The sequence below is a fragment of the Streptomyces sp. NPDC007808 genome (assembly GCF_042868655.1).
GTDB lineage: Bacteria > Actinomycetota > Actinomycetes > Streptomycetales > Streptomycetaceae > Streptomyces.
Genome location: NZ_JBIAEQ010000001.1, coordinates 473,919 through 492,039, shown reverse-complemented (window position 1 = coordinate 492,039; position 18,121 = coordinate 473,919). Strand labels below are relative to the sequence as shown.

The following is an 18,121-nucleotide window of genomic DNA, read 5'->3' as shown; positions in this document are numbered from 1 at the left end:
GGGTCAGTCCCGCACCAGGGGTGCGCCCGCGTCTCGCCAGGCGATGACGCCGCCGGTCAGGCTGCGGACGTCGGGGTGGCCCATGCGGGTCAGCAGGGCGGCGTAGCGTGCGGACTTCTCTCCGACGGGACAGGCCAGCAGGACCGGGCGGTTGTGGCTGAACGGCAGCCCACCGTGCAGGAGTTCCTCGAAGAGCTCGTCCACGATGTTGACCGAGCCGTCGATGTGCAGCGCGGCGTAGGCGTAGGGGCTGCGCAGGTCGACGACGAGCGGGTCCCCGGTGGCGATCCACGTCTGCGCGTCCGCGACGCCGATGGCCGGCGCGGTACGGATCTCGGCTTCCGACAGGTCGGCCGGGGAGTTCCTGCGGTGTGGGCGGCCGAAGAGGTCGGGGCGTCGCCGGCGGACGTAGCTCAGGTAGCTCTCGACGCGGTCGCAGACGATGAAGACGGCCGCCTGCCGCTCGGTCAACTCTTCGTCCACGAGACGCAGTCGACGTGTCGCGCCGAAGTAGGCCGCGCCTCCGGTGGGTCCGGCGAGGATGCCGCAGCGGCGGTTGAGGGTCAGCATGCCCTCGATCGCCTCGTCGGCGCTCACCGCCTCGATGGTGTCGTAGGTGCCGGGGTCGAACAGACCCACCTCGTGTGCCTCGTCGATGGTGCGGATGCCGGGGACGAAGTCGGACTTGGCCGCGACCAGGCCGACGACCCGTACGGCGGGGTCGTGTTCGCGCAGGGCGCGGGCGACTCCGGTCGAGGAGCCCGCGGTGCCCACGCAGGCGATGAACCAGTCCGGGGCCCGGCCGTCCAGGTCCTTGACGATCTCGGGCCCGGTGCCGGTGAAGTGGGCGTCGGTGTTGCGCGGGTTGAAGTACTGGTCGGTGTGCAGCCAGGCGCTGTCGGGCTCGGAGAGGGTGCGGTGGAACAGGGTGAGCGGATCGTCGGAGGCGGTCGGGTCCAGGCACTCGCTCTGGCCGGGGAGTTCCTCGATCTGCGCGCCGAGCAACAGCAGCAGGTCCTTGATCTCCGGAATGCGCATCCGGTTGGTGACGCTCTTGAAGGTCAGGCCGTGCATACCCGCGAGGACGGCCAGCGCCTTGGCGGTGTTGCCGCTCGACAGCTCGACGACCTGGCCGCCCTTCTCGGCCGCGGCGGCCAGGTGCGGGCGGGCCATGTTCCAGGCGGCTCGGTCCTTGACGGATCCGAAGGGGTTGAGCAGTTCCAGTTTGGCGTACAGGTCGATGTTCCTGAGGCCGTGCACGGTCGGGTCGATGCACACCAGCGGCGTGTTGCCGATGGCCTCGGTGATGCTGTCGTACCTCAAAGCGCTCCCCCCACGGGTGTGGTCGGCCAGTACTGGTCGTCCAGGCACCAGCGCCAGGTGCCGCCCTCCTGCCAGGCTGCGACCTTGCGGGCGACGGGCTGGTGCTGGGCACGGGTGGCGTGGAAGTCCATGCAGTAACCGGCCGTGTTGGCGAACGCCAGCAGGTCGCCCGGTGCGGGGCGGCGGGGCAGGAAGACCGTGCGGCGGGTGATCAGGTCGGACTCCAGGCACAGGGTGCCGAAGAGGTGCACGGCGACCGGTCCGGCCTCCGCCCCGGTACCTGCTCCAGCCGGGTCCCGGGCAACGACGACGGGGTCCATGAGCACCCCGTGCTCTTCCATCGCCACGTCGTCGGACTTGGCCGCGAGCCGAACGTGGAGGGGGCCGCCCGCCCCCTGGTCGCGTACCTCCAGCACCTTGACCAGGGTCGCACCGCACTGGTCCAGCAGCGCCCGGCCGGGTTCGGTGTGCAGGTCGTAGAGGTGGTCGAGGAGCAGCGCAGCCAGTGGCCGGCCGCCCAGGGAGGCGACCGGGTGGGTGAGCAGTTCGTCGAGGTAGCCGGCTCCGGCGACCTGACGGTGCGCGGGGTACAGGCCCAGGGTGCCGCGCAGGGTGCCGGCCTCGTTGCGCAGTCCGTAGCCGTGGCCGCCGTAGGTCAGGGAGGGGCGGGTGCCCAGTACGGCTTCGGTGAGCGCGGTGGTGTACCGCTCCCACTGCCCGCCGTCGGCGAGGTAGTTGACACCGAACCCGCCGCCGATGTCCACCGCCCGGGGCCTGAGCCCTCTGCTTCGGCACTCCTCGAGCACCCGGAGGCAGCCTTCCAGCGCCGTCGCCTTCTCGGTGAGGCTCGTCGTGTCCAGGTGGTAGGCGACCCCGACCAGGTCGACCACGTCGGTGTGCCGCTCGACCGCCTCCAGGAGCACGGCCGACTCCGCGATTCCGGTGCCGAATCGGCTGCGGCGGCTCAGCACCCGTACACCGGAGGCCTCGAACCCGGACAGCCGCAGCAGGACGCGTGTCCTCGGCAGCGCGTACTTGCGCACCAGGGCGGCGAGTTGCTCCAGCTCGCCGCGTGTGTCGAGGCTGACGGTGACCGACGTACGGGCCGCGAGCCACAGGAACTGCGGGTTCTTCGGCCCGGTGGCCGTGATCCGGTCGGGGGTGAAGCCGGCCCCGAGGGCGTGCTGCAGTTCCTCCAGCGAGGCGACGTCGACGCCGGCGTCCGTGGCGGCGAGCCGCCGCAGCAGCGCGCTGGAGCGGTTGGCCTTGTGGGCGAGGAACACCTGGCCGGACAGATGGTGCTTGCCGTAGACGGAGCGGAACTGCCGCAGATTGTCCGCCAGTTGGTCGGGGACGACAATGTTCAGCGGCGACCCGAGGGCGTCGGTGAGCATGTGCAGGAAGCCGGGGGTGTCAAGCAACGAGCGCAGCCGCGCTTCCGTCCGCGGTTCGAGATACAGGGGCTGCCCGCCCATGTACGGCCCCTCCTCAGCGCTTCGGGCCCGACATCCGGGCGCTGACCGCCACTCCCCGCGGTATGCCGTATAGCTCCTTTCCCTTCCTTCCGGCGGTTTACGCCCCGTAGTTACCCGCGTGGGCGGTTACGTGAACCGGTGGCCGGGACTCACCAGGGCCGGTGATTCCGGCCGACCCCAGGACGGCCGTTCCGCACCCTTCTGCTCAACTCACCTCTCTCGTACCGTCGTTGCCGATTGCCGTGACCATGACGATGAAAGGGACTTCATGGGCAGACGTCTGCTGCCACTGGTTCTCGCCGCTGTCACCGGCGCCGCGCTGCTCGCGGCACCGGCGGCCGCCGCACCGGCCCCGCCGCCCGCTTCCTCCGCGCCGCCCGGCCCGTCCGATGTCTACCGGCCAGTCCGTGGACCGGCCGCGCCCGCGGAGTACCGCTTCCTCCAGAAGACCCTGCTCGGGGAGTCGATGCCGCGCCACGCGCATGACGTCGCCGCCGCGCAGGCCCGCGAACTGCCCACGGTCGGCGGGCGCTGGAAGAGCGTCGGGCCCACCAACATAGGCGGTCGGATCGTCTCCCTCGCCCTGGACCCCAAGCGCGCCGACACTCTGTACGCCGCCGCCGCGAGCGGCGGGCTGTGGCGCAGCACCGATGCCGGGGCGACGTTCCACTCCGTGTGGCCCGACAGCTGGACGCAGTCCATGGGTGCGGTGGCCACCGCCCCGGACGGCACGCTGTACGTGGGCACCGGTGAGCCGAATCCGGGTGGCGGGAGCATCACCTACGAGGGGACGGGGCTGTATCGGAGCCGGGACGGCGGCCGGACCTGGTCACCGCTCGGACTGCGTGACTCCGGCGCGATCAGCGCCATCACCGTCGACCCGGCCGACCCCCGCCGCATCTATGTCGCCGCGGCGGGCTCCCTCTACAACGGCGGTGGGGACCGCGGCGTCTACCGCTCGGAGGACGGCGGCACCACCTGGCAGCGGATCCTCGCCGGCGCCAACGAGTTCACGGGTGCCACCGAGATCGTCGTCGACGGCGACCGGTTGTACGCGGTGCTGTGGGACCATCGCCGAACACCGCAGCTGCGGACGTACGGCGGTGTCGGCTCGGGCGTCTTCCGCAGCACGGACGACGGCGCGACCTGGCAACGGCTCGGCGGCGGGCTGCCCGCCGAGGGCCCCGACGTGGGACGCATCGGGCTGGCCGTGGCCGGCGAGCGGCTCTACGCGATCGTCAACAGGGCCGGCGGGCCCTTCGAGGGTTTCTACGCCTCCACCGACGGCGGCGACAACTGGGCCCGCACCCCTGCCGACCAGGACATGACGGGCTCCCAGTCGAGCTTCGGCTGGTGGTTCGGGAAGGTGTGGATCGACCCCCGGGACAGCGAGCACGTGCACGTGGCGGGCGTCCCCCTGGTGACGACCAAGGACGGCGGCGCCACCTGGACGGCCGACGACACCAGCATGCACGTCGACCAGCACGCGATGGTGTGGGACCCGCGTCGCCCCGGCCGCGTCTACCTCGGCAACGACGGCGGCGTCTACCGCTCCGACTCGGGCGGCGACGGCGGCTGGGTCAAGTCCCGCCACCAGCCGTACACCCAGCTCTACAGCGCGGCGATCACCCCGCAGGACGTCACCAGGATCTCGGGCGGCGCCCAGGACAACGGTTCGCTGCGGTCCTGGGGCGGGGAGTCGTTCAACGAGTACCTCGGCGGCGACGGCGAGGAGAACCTCATCAACCCGACCGACGTGAACAACGTGGTCGCCTGCTACCAGTACGGCAACTGCTTCAGCTCCACCGACGGCGGCGACACGCTCACCTACTTCGCGGACCGGACGACGTACAAGCGCCGGAACTGGTTCACGCCGGTGGTCTTCGATCCGCGCGACCCGAAGATCCTCTACTACGGCTCGGAGGTGCTGAACCGCTCCACGGACGGCGGCGCCACCTGGCAGGCCATCAGCCCCGACCTGAGCGGCGGCCCGGGCACCGACCCGATCTACACCAACTACGGCACGATCACCTCGATCGCCCCGGCGAGCGACGGACGGACCGTCTACGCCGGTACGGACGACGGTCGCGTCTGGGTCACCCGGGACCTCGGGGCGCACTGGACGAAGCTGGCGGAGGGGCTGCCCTGGGTGACACGGGTGGTCGTCGACCCGAAGAACCCCGACCGTGTCTGGACCACCCACTCCGGCTACCGTTCGGGCTCCCCGCTGCCCCATGTGTACGGCAGCACGGACGGCGGCCGGCACTGGCGCAACCTGTCGGGCAACCTTCCGGCGGCGCCCGTCAACGACCTGGTCGTCGCCCGTGGCGGCGTCCTCCACATCGGCACCGACCAGGGCGTGTTCACCAGCGTCACGGGCGGTGGCAAGTGGCTGCGTCTGGGCCGCGGCATGCCGCAGGTGCCGGTCGACGACATCGAGTACGACGGCCGCCACCACCGCCTCGTGGCCGCGACCTTCGGCAGGGGCTTCTACGAGCTGACCACTTTCTGACCACTCCCCCGACCCAGTCGGATGCGGCGGTCACTGCCCCGACCGCCGCATCCTCCTCGCGTCCCGGAGCGGCTCCATGGCCCCCTCACCGCCACGACGGTGGCCGGACGGCCCCGCCGCCCTCAGCCGCCCTGCCCGGCGATGTTCACCATCCAGGTGATGCCGAAGCGGTCGGTGCACATGCCGAAGACGTCGCCCCACATCTGCTTCTCCAGCGGCACGGCCACCGAGGCGCCCTCGGACAGCTTCTGCCAGTAGCCGCGCAGTTCGGCGTCGTCGTCGCCGCTCAGGCTCACCGCCATGTCGTTGCCCGGCCGGTGGTCCTCCGACGGGGTGTCGGCGCCCATCAGGGTGAAGCCGTTGGGTGCTTCGAGCATGCCGTGCATGATCTTGTCGGCCAGCGGAGTGTCCTTCTGGCCGAACTCGGCGTAGGTGTTGAGCACCAGGGTGCCGCCGAAGACGTCCTTGTAGAACTCCATCGCCTGCCGGGCGTCACCGGCGAAGGAGATGTACGGGTTGAGACGCGAGGCCATGCTTCCTCCCGGGACGGGTCCACGGAACCCACTCAGCTGAAGCTAGCGCGGGCCGCTGACAACGGCCCGCGCACACGGCCACCCGGATGACCCGTCCCCCGCTACAGGGTGCGCTCCAAGCGGTCCGCCACCAGCTTCACGAACCGGGCGGGGTCCTTCGGCTGGCCGCCCTCGGCGAGCACCGCCAGGGTGTGGAGCAGCTCGGCGGACTCGGCGAGCCCCGAGCGGTCCTCGCGCTCCTTGTACGCCTCGTTGAGCCCCTTGACCAGCACGTGGTCGGGGTTGAGCTCCAGGATCCGCTTGGTGCGGGGCACCTCCTGGCCCATCGCCCGGTACATGTTCTCCAGGGCCGGGGTCAGGTCGTGCGCGTCGGAGACGACACAGGCCGGGGAGACGGTGAGCCGCGCCGACAGGCGCACCTCCTTGATGTCCTCGTCCAGCTGCTCCCGCATCCAGCCGAGCAGACCGGCGTACTCCTCGGTCTGCTTCTCCCGCTCCCCGTCGGCCTTCTCGTCCCCCTTGCCTTCGAGGTCGATCTCGCCCTTGGTGACGGACCGCAGCTTCTTGCCCTCGTACTCGCCGACGGCGTCGACCCACACCTCGTCGACGGGGTCGGTGAGCAGCAGGACCTCGATGCCCTTGTCGCGGAAGGCCTCCATGTGCGGGGAGTTCTCGATGCTCTGCCGGGACTCGCCGGTGATGTAGTAGATGTCGTCCTGGTCGTCCTTCATCCGCTCCACGTACCGCGCGAGCGTGGTCGGCTCGTCGTCGGCGTGCGTGGTCGCGAAGGAGGAGGCGGCGAGGATGGCCTCGCGGTTCTCGGAGTCGGTGACCAGGCCCTCCTTGAGGACCGTGCCGAACTCCCGCCAGAAGGTCGCGTAGCGGTCGGCGTCCTTGGTCATGATCTCCTTGACCGTGGACAGGACCTTCTTCGTCAGGCGGCGCTGCATCATCCGGATGTGCCGGTCCTGCTGGAGGATCTCGCGGGAGACGTTGAGCGAGAGGTCGGCGGCGTCCACGACGCCCTTGACGAAGCGCAGGTAGGGCGGCAGCAGCGCCTCGCAGTCGTCCATGATGAAGACGCGCTTCACATAGAGCTGGACGCCGCGCTTGAAGTCCCGCGTGAACAGGTCGTGCGGGGCGTGCGAGGGGATGAAGAGCAGCGACTGGTACTCGAAGGTGCCCTCCGCCTGGAGCCGGATCGTCTCCAGCGGCTCGCGCCAGTCGTGGCTGATGTGCTTGTACAGCTCGTGGTACTCGTCGTCGGACACCTCGTCGCGCGAGCGCGCCCACAGGGCCTTCATGGAGTTCAGCGTCTCGGCGTCGGGAGCCGGGTCGCCCTCGCCCGCCTCCGGCACCATCCGGATCGGCCAGGTGATGAAGTCCGAGTAGCGCTTGACGATCTCCCTGATCGTCCAGGGCGAGGTGTAGTCGTGCAGCTGGTTCTCGGGGTCGGCGGGCTTGAGGTGGAGGGTGACGGAGGTGCCCTGCGGCGCGTCGTCGACCGTCTCCAGGGTGTACGTGGCCTCACCGCGCGACGTCCAGCGGGTCCCCTTGGCCTCGCCGGCCCGCCGGGTCACCAGCGTCACCTCGTCGGCCACCATGAAGCCGGAGTAGAAGCCGACGCCGAACTGGCCGATGAGCCCCTCGGCACCGGCCGCGTCCTGGGCCTCGCGCAGCTCCTTGAGGAACGTGGCGGTTCCCGAGTTGGCGATGGTGCCGATGAGCTGCCCGACCTCGTCGTAGGACATCCCGATGCCGTTGTCCCGCACCGTGAGGGTACGGGCGTCCTTGTCGATGTCGATCTCGATGTGCAGGTCCGAGACATCGGCGTCGAGCGTGTCGTCCCGGAGCTTTTCCAGACGCAGCTTGTCGAGCGCGTCGGAGGCGTTGGAGACGAGCTCGCGCAGAAAGACATCCTTGTTCGAGTAGACCGAGTGGATCATCAGCTGGAGCAGCTGACGGGCTTCTACCTGGAACTCAAACGTCTCGGTCGGCATGGTCGCGACTACCTCACAGGTTCAGTCACCGGATCTGGTCGCAGTCACTGTAGAACACCGAGGTCAGCGCGGTGGAGCGGTTCAGGCGAGGTGGGCGAACACGACCAGGTTCGCGGTGTAGTCGCGCACTTGGCGGTCGTAGTCCCCGGCGCAGGTGATGAGCCGGACCTGGGCCTGGGAGGTGTCGCCGTAGACGCGCTCGCTGGGGAAGTCGTCCTTGTCGAACGTCTCCACGCTGTCGACCACGAAGGACGCCCTGCGCCCGTCCGCCCGCATCACGTGGAAGCGGTCCCCCTTGTCCAGCTCGCTCAGGCTCGCGAACACCGCCGCGGACGTCGCCGTGTCCACGTGCCCGGCGATGATCGACGTGCCCCTCTCCCCCGGTGAGGCTCCCTCGGCGTACCACCCGACGAGGTTGACGTCGTGGGCCGGCGGGGCTTCCAGCTGGCCCGAGCGGCCGATGGCGAGGTCGACGAAGGGCGCGTTGACCGAGATCTTGGGGATGAGCAGTCGGGTCGGCCGGGACCTGGGCAGGTGTTTTCCCTTGGGGCCCGCCGCGCGCGAGGACGGGGACGGCCCGACCGCCGGCGGCGGGGACGAGGTGACCCCGGGTGGAGCGTGCGGTGCCCGGCGGGCTTCGGGAGCCTCGCCCTGGCCGCCGGGCAGGGTCACGACCATGACCACGGCGGCCACCGCGCTCCAGAACATCGTCACCGCTGTGCGCCTTATGCGCCGTGAGAGCGTGGCACCGGCCGCGGCGGGGGCCGGGTCGGCTTCGGGGGACGGGGGACGGCCGGCGGCCATCGGGCACCACCTCACTCGGGCACGGCAGCGAAGACAACAGCGGGGAGGGACGGCGCGGCCGCCGCGACGAGCGGCGCACGTGCGGCGGCCACAGCGGCTATGTCGTCGGGCACGGTCAGGCCATGTTTCCGGCGGCCTTCTTGCGACGCAGCGCGTACATGCCGGTCCCGGCGACCGCGAGCACGGCCAGGCCGCCCGCGGTCACACCCGAGGAGGCCAGGCCGCCGCCTCCGGTGTGCATGCCGCCGCGCGGCTTGCCGTGGTCGCCGCCCCACGACTCCTTGTCGTGGTCACCGCCGAAGGAGTCCTTCTCGTGGTCACCCTTCCAGGAGTCGTCCCCCTTGCCGTGGTCGTCCTTCCACGGGTCCTTGCCGTGGTCGCCGCCCCACGACTCGTCGCCGTGGCCACCGCCCCACTCGTCGTCGTTGTTCACGGCAGCCAGCGCTCCGCCACCCGTGCGCATCCCGCCACGCGGACCGTCGTGCTTGCTCTCCTTGCCGTGCTCCTTGCCGTGCTCCTTGTCGGAGTCCTTGGCGTGTTCCTTGGACGCGTCCTTGTCGTGCTCCTCGCTGCTCCAGTCGTCCTTGTCGGTCACGGCAGCCAGCGCTCCGCCGCCCGTGTGCATCCCGCCACGCGGATCGTCGTGCTTGCTTTCCTTGCCGTGCTCCTTGCTGTAGTCCTTGTCGTGTTCCTTGCCGGAGTCCTTCTCGTGCTCCTTGCCGGAGTCCGTGTCGTGCTCCTTGCTGTGGGATGACGAGTCCTCCGTGTCCCAGTCACCCGCCGTGACGGCGTAGGCGGTGGGGGCGATCGCCAAGGCGGCCGTGGCCGTCGCGGTGGCGAGCAGCATGCGGACAGAGCGCATAGGTGAGTCCTTCCGTCACGGCCTGGGCGGTTGACGCTTCATCACCACTGGGGCCAGACCTTGACGTGATCCACCGTCAGCCATGACCACGAGACGCACCATTCGGAGCGTTCACACGGGTTACGACCCCACCCCGTCGGCCCTGTCACCCGCACCCGCGGTGTGATGACCGCCGCAAGAGGTTTACGCCCTCCGGAAGTGGTCAGACGCGTGGGATGTCCCAGCGCATCCCCACAGCCGTCCCCGCCGTCAGACCCCCGCTCGGTACCGCGGCCCGCCCGCGTGGTGCCCGGGGGGCCGTGTGGTGAGCGAGGCCGTACAGACCGCTCCCGCCCCCGCCGCACCGGTCTCACCTGGGATTTCGAAGAAGCGGGACGCGTTCTTCGACAATGCCAAGTACGCGGCGATCGTGCTGGTGGCGGTGGGCCATGCGTGGGAACCGCTACGGGACGGCAGCCGGACCGTCGACGCGCTGTACATGCTGGTGTACGCCTTCCACATGCCGGCCTTCATCATCGTCTCCGGCTACTTCTCCCGGAGCTTCGACGGGCGTCCCGCACAGCTGGAGCGGCTGGTGACCGGCCTCGTCGTCCCCTACGTCGTCTTCGAGACGGCGTACACCCTGTACACCCGGTGGACCGACCAGGAGCCGGACCGCCCGGTCAGCCTCCTGGACCCGCTGTACCTGACCTGGTTCCTGGTGGCGCTCTTCCTGTGGCGGCTGACCACCCCGCTGTGGCAGCGGGTGCGGGCGCCGCTGCCGCTGGCGCTGGTCGTGGCGATGCTGGCCACCCTCTCGCCGTCCATCGGCAACGACCTCGATCTGCAGCGTGCCCTGCAGTTCCTGCCCTACTTCGTGCTCGGGCTGCTGCTGAGGCCCGAGCACTTCCGGCTGGTCCGGCGGCGTGCCGTGCGGATCGTGGCGGTGCCCGTGTTCGCGGGGGCGTTCGTGGTGGCGTACTGGGCGGTGCCCCGGATGTCGGGCAGCTGGTTCTACCACCGGGACAGTGCCGAGGAGCTGGGCGCGCCCGCGTGGTACGGGGTCGTGATGACGCCGGTCCTGTTCGCCTGCTCGCTGCTGCTGGTGGCGTGCTTCCTCTCGTGGGTGCCGGGACGGCGGCTGTGGTGCACCGTGCTGGGCGCGGGCACGCTGTACGGCTATCTGCTGCACGGCTTCGTCGCCCAGGGGTCCAAGTTCTGGGGCTGGTACGACCCGGCCTGGGTGCACGGCCCGCTGGGCGCGATCGTCGTGACCGTGGTCGCCGCCGTGGTGGTGACCCTGCTGTGCGCCCCGCCGGTGCGGCGCGCGCTGCGCTTCGTGGTGGAGCCGGACATGCGCCGCCTCTTCCGGCGGGAGGCGCCGGAAGAGGCCGGTGACCGGGCCGCGGTACGTGGGTGACGCACGGCCTCAGGGCTCGTCCACGAGTTGGGCGATGTGCGCGGTGACCGTGTCGAGGATGTCGGTCCAGGCGGCCTCGTCGCCGAGGACCAGGTAGTTGAGGGTGAGTCCGTCGGTCATCGCGGCCAGGTAGCGGGCCAGGACGGGGACCGGGACGCGCAGCCGGATGCCCATGGTCCGTTGCAGCTGGTCGATGAGGCCGGCGTACGTCTCGGCGTACAGCTCGTGCTGCCGTCGTGCCAGATGTTCGAATCCGGGCTGGCGCAGGGCGTACTGGGTCAGCTCGTAGGTGAGCATGTGCTCGTCCGGGTGGGTGCGGACGTGGTCCCAGTACGCCTGGAAGCCGGCCCGGATCGTCTCCTCCAGGGTGGCTCTGGGGCGTATGGCGTCCTTGACGATCGTCACGTAGTGCTCGGTGATGGTCGTGATGACGGACTCGATGAGCTCCTGCTTGGAGTCGAAGCAGTAGTGGAAGACGCTGAGCGAAACGCCCGCCTCGGCGGCGATGGACCGGGTCGTCGTCCTGGGGACGCCGTCCCGGCTCATCGCTCTGATCGCCGCCTCGGTGAGCTGTCGCCGCCGCTCGGCGGACGGCAACCGTGCCATGGAGCCCCTCTCGTGGGTGTCAGCTGCTGTGGACGCCGACCTCGTGGAGGGAGTAGCCCCAGTCGGTGCCGCGGTCCAGCCCGTGGATGCGTACATAGCGGGCCGGTGTGCCGGTGAACCTCGCGGTGTCCAGGCCCCCGTCCCCGGTGGTGGTGGACCAGGCGGTCCGCCAGTTCGTGCCGTCGGTGGAGAGCTCGACGCGGTAGGAGCTGCCGTAGGCGCGCTCCCAGTCGAGCGTCACCCGGTTCACCACGTGCGTGGAGCCGAGGTCGACCTGGTACCACTGGTCGTCGCTCCAGTCGCTCGCCCAGCGGGTACGGCTGTCGCCGTCGACGGCCCGGTGCGGCTGGTAGCTGGTGAACAGGCTCCACTCCGAGGAACTGGCCGAGGTGGCGGCGCCGCGTGCGAGGTTCGCCCCGGCCTCGTGCTTCTCCGAGGCCGCCCAGGTGTCGAGGTAGGACTCGGCGCCGCGGAAGAGGTCGTCGACCACGTCCTGGCCGCCGACCCGGCGGATGTCCTCGATCCAGTCCGGGACCAGGCCGTAGTGGGCGGCTCCGTCGGTGTTCAGGTCCCAGGTGCGCTCGCCCGTGGTCTGCCGGTCGATGACCGAGCCGCCGTCGACGCTCGTGAAGGGGTACGTGACCTTGTTCGGCGCGTCCGCCCCGCGCGGCCCCGGCCAGCCGCCGACGCCGTTCATGTCGGTGCCGTAGCCGTAGCCGACGCCGTACTTGTCGCGCAGGGCCTCGGTGCGCTCGGCCTCCGCGATGAAGCCCTCGGAGCCGTGCATGTACTGGGCGATGAAGCCGCCGAGGCCGTAGACCCGCTCGGTCCAGTCCAGGTCCATCCAGCTGTGCGAGGAGAGCACGCCGGGGTAGGACGCCGACTCGAAGATGTCGAGCACCCGGCCGGTGGCCTTGACGCTCATATGGTCGATCTCCAGCATCATCCCGCGCTGCATCATGCCGCGGACGGCGTACTCGCCGAGTGCGGTGAGCCCTCGGACGTTGCACTGGGCGTCCGCGTTGTACGAGGGGACCTCGACGCCCGCCGGGAGCTTCTTCTCGGCCGCGGCTGCGGAGGCGTTGCCGATGGGGTTGTCGTGCTGGGGGCCGGTGCACTTCTCGGTCTTCCAGAAGGTGCCGGTCGACAGGAACTGGCCGACGTTGATGGCCGTCCCGAGCGTCCCCGAGTCGAAGCGGACCCCGCACAGGGCGTTGTCGAACTTGTGGCACAGGAACATGCTGCGCACGCCCAGCGCGTGCAGTTCGTCCAGGCCCTTGTCGATGTCGGCCCTGCTGCACTGCGCGATGTCGAGGATCTGCTTGCAGCCGAACGGCTCGGAGGTCTCCACGCCGAGGACCACGGCGAGCTTGCCCTGCTCGATGACCTGGCGGGCCTGCGCGCTGTCGGTGACGATCCGGAACCAGCCCTCTCCGGTGCCGCCGTACATCTTGTCGATGTAGGCCTGCATGTCGTACGTCAGCTTGGCCTGGAGGCGGATGGACGTCATCTCGTCGCAGCCGCGGTCCTTGAAGAAGTACACGGAGCAGATCACGCCGTTGGTGACGAGGTCGTTGACCAGCACGCGCTGGCCGCCGCGCCAGGCCCGCTCCACCCAGGCGTAGTAGTTCTGCTGGTGGGTCAGCGAGTCGTGCGCGGGCCAGTCCTTGAAGGTGGGCCAGCCGACCGGGTCGTGTTTGCCGTCACCGCCGTTGGTGATGAAGTCGAAGATCGCCAGGGAGCCGTCCGGGTAGTGCTCGGGGCAGTCCTTGAGGGCGTCGGCGACGCCCTGCTCGGAGAACGGCTTTCCGCAGATCAGACGGCCGCCGAAGGCCTCGTTGGAGAAGATGTGGTCATGCGCGTCGACGAAGCCGCGCACCTCGCCCTTGGCGTTGGTGCCGGTGAAGGGTTCGCCGGTCACGTCGACCTGGGAGTCCGGGGCGGGCCGTGCGGTCGGGTTCCACCAGTCGGTGCCGGCCGCCGAACTCGGTGTGGGTCCGAGCGCCAGGGACAGCACGAGCAGGAGGAGCGACACCACGGTGACGTTCTTGCGTTTGCGGTACGGACGTCCGGCACTGGTCACGGCCCAAGTCCCTCGGTCGGCGGGAGGTGGGGTCGGCTTGTCATGACCCCGCACAACGTGCGACGAGGATGGCCACTACCGGATAACGAGTCAAGAGTCCGGGACAGATGACCTACTGGCCGATGTGGACGACCTTCTGACGGGTCGTCGGTTCACACCGGGTGGGTGACCCGGATCTTGGACTGGCCGTGCGGCAGCTTCTCCCAGTCCGTCATGAAGCGGGCCCGCAGTCCGTGCTTCTCGGCCAGCGCGAGGAGCGTCTCGGTGCGGTAGTAGAAGTCCTCCCGCAGGACGTGGTGTTCTTCGCCCTCGGTGCGGTCGAAGGTGAAGTCGAACCAGCCCTCGGGTGCCAGCACGCGTCCGACGTTGGCCAGGCACTCCTCGATGACCGGGAGCGGCGAGTGGGAGAAGACGCTGTGGGCGTGCACGACGTCGAAGTGGGCGTCGGGCAGGAACCGCAGGGTCAGGTCGCGCACCGGGGTCAGCGTGGGCAACCGCCGCTGGAGTCCCATCTCGACGATCGTGTCCTGCGCGGCGAAGAGGATGTCGGGCGAGATGTCGATGCCGTAGTAGTGACCGGGCTCCAGGTGCCGGATGAAGCGCCAGCCCGCCCGCAGGTTGCCGCATCCGATCTCCAACATCCGGTGCTCGGGGCGCAGGCCGTGCCCGGTCAGGTAGTCGAACTGCATCGCCCCGAGCGCCAGCCACCGCTCCCGGCTGCGACTGCCGACCGCCGCGTCCGGATCGGCCCGGGTGTCGGAACGCATCACCGCGCGGTAGTAGGCGACGTGGTCCGGGTGCCGGCGGCGCAGCCACATGTCCCGGGCGGTGCGCGCCAGATGGCGGGGCACCCGGTCGGGGTGGCGCAGGGCGTAGGCGAGGCGGTGGCCGAGGGCGGCGCGGTTGGCGCTGAGGTTCTTGGCCGGCATGGGTCGTGCCTTCCTGGGACGCGGGGTGGCCGCGGCGGGCGCAACCGTGCGGGTAGGCCGCGGGGCCGTACCATCGAGCATGCTCAATGGGGCGCGTGGGCGCCACAGGTGCGGGCCCGACTGTGACGGCCACGGCAGCAGGACCGGTGCCCTGCGTCGTCCACGGCGTCCGGGCGCCGCCCGGGGCATCCTGGAAGCCGGATGCGGATCGTCAGTGCTCTCGCCGTTCTCGCCGCCGCGAACCTGCTGAACAACTGGCTCGCGCGGGGCCCCGTCCTGTACGTGGTGGTCTGCGGGACCGCGACGGCCGTACTGCTGCTCATCGCCCGCTGGGACGGACTCACCCGGGCCGACCTGGGACTCGACGCGGCGGGGCTGCGCCGGGGGCTGCGATGGGCTCCGGTCCTGGCCGCGGTCGTCCTGCTGGTCCTGCTGCTCGTGCTCGCCGTCCCGGCCGGCCGCGAGGTGTTCCGGGATGCCAGGGCGGCGGGCCTGTCGGAGGGCCGGCTGCTGTGGGTGACGCTGGTGCGGGTGCCGTTCGGGACCGTGCTGCTGGAGGAGACCGCCTTCCGCGGTGTGCTGTGGGCCATGATCCGGCGCCGGCACGGGGCGGCGCGGGCCACCGCCGTGTCGTCGCTGCTGTTCGGGCTGTGGCATGTGCTGCCGTCCCGGGGCCTCAACCGGTCCAACGCCGCCGTCGCCTCGGTCTTCGGGGACGGCCCGGCGGGCGTGGTGCCGACCGTCGCCCTGGCGGTCGGCGCCACGGCCGCGGCCGGGGTCGTCCTGTGCGAGCTGCGCCGCCGCTCCGGCAGCCTGCTGACGCCGATGGCCCTGCACTGGGCGGTCAACGGCCTCGGTTACGCGTTCGCCTGGGCGGCGGCCCGCTGGTGGCTCGACGGCTGAACGGCTCAGAAGTTGATCATGTGGCCGGCCAGGCCGTGGACCGCTTCCTTGACCGCCTCGCCGAGGGTCGGGTGGGCGTGGACGTTGCGGGCGACCTCATGGACGGTCAGGTCCCACTGCTGGGCCAGGGTCAGTTGCGGCAGCAGTTCAGTGACGTCCGGGCCGATGAGGTGGCCGCCGATCAGTTCTCCGTACTTGGCGTCGCTGATCAGCTTCACGAAGCCGGTGGCGTCACCCAGGCCGTGCGACTTGCCGTTCGCGGTGAACGGGAACTTGGCCACCTGCACGTCGTAGCCCATCTCCCGGGCCTGGGCCTCGGTGTAGCCGAAGCTGGCGATCTGCGGCTGGCAGTAGGTGGCGCGCGGGATCATCGCGTAGTCCAGTTCCATGGTCTCGGCGTCCGCGATGGTCTCGGCGGCGACGATGCCCATCGCCTCGGCGGCGTGCGCGAGCATGAGCTTCGCCGTGACGTCGCCGATGGCGAAGATGTGCGGGACGGACGTACGGCAGCGGCCGTCGACGTCGATCGCGCCGCGCTCGGTGACCGTCACACCTGTCTTGTCCAGGCCGTATCCGTTGACGTTCGGCGCGAAGCCGATCGCCTGGAGCACCTTGTCGGCCTCCAGGACCTGCTGGGCGCCGTCCTTGCCGGTGACGGTGACCCGTACCTGTTCGCCGGACTCGTCGACCGCGTCGACCCGGGTCGAGGTGAGCACGTCGATGCCCAACCTGCGGTACTGCTTGGCGAGTTCGGCGGAGACCTCGGCGTCCTCCAGCGGGGTCATCCGGTCCAGGAACTCGACGATGGTGACCTTCACGCCGTAGTTGTGGAGCACGTAGGCGAACTCGACACCGATCGCCCCGGCACCCGCGATGACGATCGAGCGCGGCAGCTCCTCGGCCAGGATCTGCTCCTCGTACGTCACCACGCGTGCGCTGCGCCGGGTGCCGGGAAGCAGCTTCGGCGTGGCGCCGGTGGCGATGATGCAGTGGTCGAAGCCGATGGTGCGGGTCTCGCCGTCGTAGCCCGCCACCTGGAGGGTGTGCGGGTCGAGGAAGGTGCCGCGGCCGTCGATCTCGGTGATCTTGTTCTTCTTCATCAGGTAGTGGACGCCCTTGACCCGGCCGTCCGCGACCTTGCGGCTGCGGCGGAACGCCTCACCGAAGTCGAAGGAGACCTGTCCGTCCACCTTGATGCCGAAGGTCTTCGCCTCGCGCGTGAAGATGTGCGCCAGTTCGGCGTTGCGCAACAGCGCCTTGCTGGGGATGCAGCCCACGTTCAGACAGACGCCGCCCCAGTACTTCTCCTCCACGACGGCCACGCGCTTGCCCAGCTGGGCGGCGCGGATGGCGGCGACGTAGCCGCCGGGGCCCGCGCCGAGGACCACGACATCGAAGCGCTCGTCCTGCTCGACCATGGAAGGTTCCCTCCTGAGTACGACGTCCCTGCTCTGCTGGTATCGGCCTCGGCGAGAAGATCGCTTCGGCTTGTTCCAGCATGACCGCATCACCGCGCTCATGGGGCGATACGGGAGTGTGACGGCGCACTCAGGTGGGGTCCGCAGGGGGGCGCGGCGGCCGACGTGGCCGCTCCCCCGAGTGATACCGCGGCTCTCGGCTTCCCTGTCAGCCCACGCAGAGGACGTTGAGCACGCAGAGCTGCTCGGGCGAGTCCTCCTGCGGGGCGGGGCTCGACTGCGACGGCGGCGTCTGGCTGTCCGTGCCCTCGGTCGCCGCCGGGGCCGGCGTCTGCTCCTGCTCCGTCGTCGTGCCGGAGCCGCCGCCGGAGTCCGATGGGCCGGAGGGCGGGGAGACCGACTGCGCCTGGGGGGCCTGCGGGGCCTCGGGGGCCGTCGTACCCGTGGCGGTGGCGGCGTCCGGACGGGTGAACTGCCGGGTCGTGTGGGGGGTGGTGATGGGCTCCCGCGCGGCGTTGGTCGGGGACGGCTTCGAGGGTGTGTCGGCGGTGCGCGGGGCGGTGCGGGTGTCCCCAGGCGTGGACGCCGGCCGGGTGAGGTCCGGCTCCTGCTGCTCGGCCGCCGCCGTGTTCGGCATCTCCGGCGCGGTGGCCGCCTGGGCCTTGTCGACGGAACCCCGGTTCATCGCCGAGACGGTCAGGCCGCCGCCGACCAGGGCGACGGCGGTCGCCACCACGGCCCGGCGCTGGTTCTTCTTCCAGCGGGCCCGCTGACGGCGCCGAGCCGCCCGGCCCTGCGGGGCCACGGGCACGCCCTCGACGTCACCGGGCGCGAGCTCGTCGACGCCGGACGGGGCGTCGGGGACGGGCTCGTCGTAGCCGGCCACAGCACCGGGCGCGAGCTCGTCGACGTCGGCCTGTGCCGCGGGCTCGTCCCGCAGGCCGCCGTCGTACCACGTGTCGGCGGCGGGGTCCTCCCAGGTCGCCGGCGCGGTCGCCGCCGCGCCCGGTGTGGCCTGCGCATCGGGCCCTGAGGGCACGGAGGGGGCGATGTCCGGGGCGTAGGCGCCGCACCCGGGGCACACGAGGGCACCGTTGAGGTGCCGGCGGCACGACGAGCAGTAGTCCATGTGGTCTTCCTGGGTTGACTGCGCCGGCGGCCCGGTTCGACCGGCCTGGTCGCGTTCACACGAGAGATCGAACGGCCAGAACGCTAACGAGGCCATCGACAGGCTGTGTGCAGCACGGGTGATGCTCCTGCGCAGATCTCTCAGG

Annotated in this window: 14 protein-coding genes; 3 read left to right on the top strand and 11 right to left on the bottom strand. The window is 70.5% G+C overall.

All coding sequences use genetic code 11. The annotated features are described in order from the left end of the window. Positions 1-3 precede the first annotated feature (3 nt). Together ACFYNL_RS02165 and ACFYNL_RS02160 are read right to left on the bottom strand one after the other, a co-directional pair. The gene (locus ACFYNL_RS02165; protein WP_388795017.1) at positions 4-1,323 is read right to left on the bottom strand and encodes a pyridoxal-phosphate dependent enzyme; all 1,320 of its coding nucleotides are present in this window, start codon (positions 1,321-1,323) and stop codon (positions 4-6) included. Continuing rightward, positions 1,320-2,798 (bottom strand): Y4yA family PLP-dependent enzyme, encoded by a 1,479-nt coding sequence (locus ACFYNL_RS02160; RefSeq protein WP_388795014.1) that lies wholly within the window; start codon positions 2,796-2,798, stop codon positions 1,320-1,322. The genes ACFYNL_RS02165 and ACFYNL_RS02160 overlap by 4 nt, the downstream gene beginning before the upstream one ends. Before the next feature lie 268 nt (positions 2,799-3,066). On the opposite strand from ACFYNL_RS02160, the gene ACFYNL_RS02155 reads away from it, so the two are divergent. Further along, entirely contained in the window at positions 3,067-5,310 is a 2,244-nt protein-coding gene (locus tag ACFYNL_RS02155) for a WD40/YVTN/BNR-like repeat-containing protein (protein ID WP_388795011.1), read from the top strand. Between the two features lie 122 nt (positions 5,311-5,432). On the opposite strand, the gene ACFYNL_RS02150 is transcribed toward ACFYNL_RS02155, so the two are convergent. The 4 genes from ACFYNL_RS02150 to ACFYNL_RS02135 all read right to left on the bottom strand — a co-directional run bounded on the left by ACFYNL_RS02150 (position 5,433) and on the right by ACFYNL_RS02135 (position 9,509). Continuing rightward, complete coding sequence (locus ACFYNL_RS02150) at positions 5,433-5,843, bottom strand: VOC family protein (protein WP_388795008.1); 411 nt, start codon at positions 5,841-5,843, stop codon at positions 5,433-5,435. 101 nt (positions 5,844-5,944) lie between these two features. Beyond that, positions 5,945-7,843, bottom strand: a complete 1,899-nt coding sequence (gene htpG / locus ACFYNL_RS02145) for a molecular chaperone HtpG (protein WP_388795005.1) — start codon at positions 7,841-7,843, stop codon at positions 5,945-5,947. Between the two features lie 81 nt (positions 7,844-7,924). Next, positions 7,925-8,647, bottom strand: a complete 723-nt coding sequence (locus tag ACFYNL_RS02140; protein ID WP_388795002.1) for a class F sortase — start codon at positions 8,645-8,647, stop codon at positions 7,925-7,927. 115 nt (positions 8,648-8,762) lie between these two features. Continuing rightward, positions 8,763-9,509: a hypothetical protein gene (locus ACFYNL_RS02135; protein ID WP_388795000.1), complete on the bottom strand. Its 747-nt coding sequence runs from the start codon at positions 9,507-9,509 to the stop codon at positions 8,763-8,765. A gap of 301 nt (positions 9,510-9,810) precedes the next feature. Here ACFYNL_RS02135 and ACFYNL_RS02130 point away from each other — a divergent pair, with 301 nt between their 5' ends. Next, positions 9,811-10,908 carry an acyltransferase family protein gene (locus ACFYNL_RS02130; protein WP_388794997.1) on the top strand — a complete coding sequence of 366 codons (1,098 nt, stop codon included), beginning with the start codon at positions 9,811-9,813 and terminating at the stop codon, positions 10,906-10,908. Positions 10,909-10,917: 9 nt separating this feature from the next. Here the strand turns inward: ACFYNL_RS02130 and ACFYNL_RS02125 are convergent, their stop codons facing one another. From ACFYNL_RS02125 to ACFYNL_RS02115, 3 genes are all read right to left on the bottom strand, one after another. Beyond that, entirely contained in the window at positions 10,918-11,514 is a 597-nt protein-coding gene (locus ACFYNL_RS02125) for a TetR/AcrR family transcriptional regulator (protein WP_388794994.1), read from the bottom strand. A gap of 19 nt (positions 11,515-11,533) precedes the next feature. Continuing rightward, a complete protein-coding gene (locus ACFYNL_RS02120; RefSeq protein ID WP_388794991.1) occupies positions 11,534-13,597 on the bottom strand; it encodes a discoidin domain-containing protein in 2,064 nt (687 codons plus the stop codon). A 152-nt stretch (positions 13,598-13,749) separates the two neighbouring features. Next, entirely contained in the window at positions 13,750-14,526 is a 777-nt protein-coding gene (locus ACFYNL_RS02115) for a class I SAM-dependent methyltransferase (protein WP_388794988.1), read from the bottom strand. 201 nt (positions 14,527-14,727) lie between these two features. On the opposite strand from ACFYNL_RS02115, the gene ACFYNL_RS02110 reads away from it, so the two are divergent. After that, on the top strand, positions 14,728-15,429 hold the full coding sequence (locus ACFYNL_RS02110; RefSeq protein ID WP_388794985.1) for a CPBP family intramembrane glutamic endopeptidase: 702 nt from the start codon (positions 14,728-14,730) through the stop codon (positions 15,427-15,429). A 5-nt stretch (positions 15,430-15,434) separates the two neighbouring features. Here the strand turns inward: ACFYNL_RS02110 and lpdA are convergent, their stop codons facing one another. Further along, positions 15,435-16,847 (bottom strand): dihydrolipoyl dehydrogenase, encoded by a 1,413-nt coding sequence (gene lpdA / locus ACFYNL_RS02105; RefSeq protein WP_388794982.1) that lies wholly within the window; start codon positions 16,845-16,847, stop codon positions 15,435-15,437. Between the two features lie 208 nt (positions 16,848-17,055). After that, a complete protein-coding gene (locus ACFYNL_RS02100) occupies positions 17,056-17,976 on the bottom strand; it encodes a hypothetical protein (RefSeq protein ID WP_388794980.1) in 921 nt (306 codons plus the stop codon). Positions 17,977-18,121 lie beyond the last annotated feature (145 nt).

What these genes read in the sequence shown, in the direction of transcription:
- ACFYNL_RS02160 (WP_388795014.1), bottom strand. Translation starts at nt 2,798, where the DNA reads ATGGGCGGGCAGCCCCTGTATCTCGAACCGCGGACGGAAGCGCGGCTG.
- ACFYNL_RS02155 (WP_388795011.1), top strand. Translation starts at nt 3,067, where the DNA reads ATGGGCAGACGTCTGCTGCCACTGGTTCTCGCCGCTGTCACCGGCGCC.
- ACFYNL_RS02150 (WP_388795008.1), bottom strand. Translation starts at nt 5,843, where the DNA reads ATGGCCTCGCGTCTCAACCCGTACATCTCCTTCGCCGGTGACGCCCGG.
- htpG (WP_388795005.1), bottom strand. Translation starts at nt 7,843, where the DNA reads ATGCCGACCGAGACGTTTGAGTTCCAGGTAGAAGCCCGTCAGCTGCTC.
- ACFYNL_RS02140 (WP_388795002.1), bottom strand. Translation starts at nt 8,647, where the DNA reads ATGGCCGCCGGCCGTCCCCCGTCCCCCGAAGCCGACCCGGCCCCCGCC.
- ACFYNL_RS02135 (WP_388795000.1), bottom strand. Translation starts at nt 9,509, where the DNA reads ATGCGCTCTGTCCGCATGCTGCTCGCCACCGCGACGGCCACGGCCGCC.
- ACFYNL_RS02125 (WP_388794994.1), bottom strand. Translation starts at nt 11,514, where the DNA reads ATGGCACGGTTGCCGTCCGCCGAGCGGCGGCGACAGCTCACCGAGGCG.
- ACFYNL_RS02115 (WP_388794988.1), bottom strand. Translation starts at nt 14,526, where the DNA reads ATGCCGGCCAAGAACCTCAGCGCCAACCGCGCCGCCCTCGGCCACCGC.
- ACFYNL_RS02110 (WP_388794985.1), top strand. Translation starts at nt 14,728, where the DNA reads ATGCGGATCGTCAGTGCTCTCGCCGTTCTCGCCGCCGCGAACCTGCTG.
- lpdA (WP_388794982.1), bottom strand. Translation starts at nt 16,847, where the DNA reads ATGGTCGAGCAGGACGAGCGCTTCGATGTCGTGGTCCTCGGCGCGGGC.
- ACFYNL_RS02100 (WP_388794980.1), bottom strand. Translation starts at nt 17,976, where the DNA reads ATGGACTACTGCTCGTCGTGCCGCCGGCACCTCAACGGTGCCCTCGTG.